Consider the following 645-nt stretch of genomic DNA (forward strand, 5'->3'; position numbering starts at 1 on the left):
GATGAAACTGTACCGCATAAAGGCGCCTTATTTCATCAGCAATAGCAGCATAGGGAGCACCTTTTGATGTTCCTATGACACGAAAACCCTCTGGTAAAACCGTAACACGGTCACCGTGACTCATCCATACTTGATAGCAAGAACCCTTTACCCATACACCATCAAAAAGGGCACTCTCTTCTTGTACTTCCAACAAAGCACGCCCAAATTCACGCTCATGTCCTGCTTCAACTTTTCCCCCAAGTTGAATACACATCACTTGTTCACCATAACAAATACCAAGAACTGGAACAGCAATTTCAAAAATTTCCATCGGAACACGCGGCGAATTATCATCAACAACTGAATAAGGGCTACCCGATAAAATAACAGCTTTAGGTTTTATTCGCTTGATACCTTCTAAAGCACACTGAAAAGGAACAATTTCACAATAGACCCCCATTGCTCTCACCCGCCGTGCAATAAGCTGTGTCACTTGTGAACCAAAATCAATAATAAGAACAGTGTCTGGATGTGATATGTTCATAGAAAACCAATCAATAATTGTAAAAGAGAACCTATAAGATTTATTATTCAATCTTTCTTTTTTCACAAGTCTGTTTACTTGAGAAAAAGGTTCTTTTGATAAAATTTAAGATAAAAAAT

General features: G+C 38.3%; 1 protein-coding gene. It reads right to left on the reverse strand.

Annotation, left to right across the window (positions count from 1 at the left end; all coding sequences use genetic code 11):
- The coding region (gene guaA / locus J7R05_RS07470; RefSeq protein WP_208541791.1) for a glutamine-hydrolyzing GMP synthase at nt 1-526 on the reverse strand (526 nt) is incomplete at its 3' end.
- Nucleotides 527-645: the final 119 nt, after the last annotated feature.

Origin of the sequence: Bartonella capreoli, assembly GCF_902813205.1 — a bacterium.
Lineage (GTDB): Bacteria > Pseudomonadota > Alphaproteobacteria > Rhizobiales > Rhizobiaceae > Bartonella > Bartonella schoenbuchensis.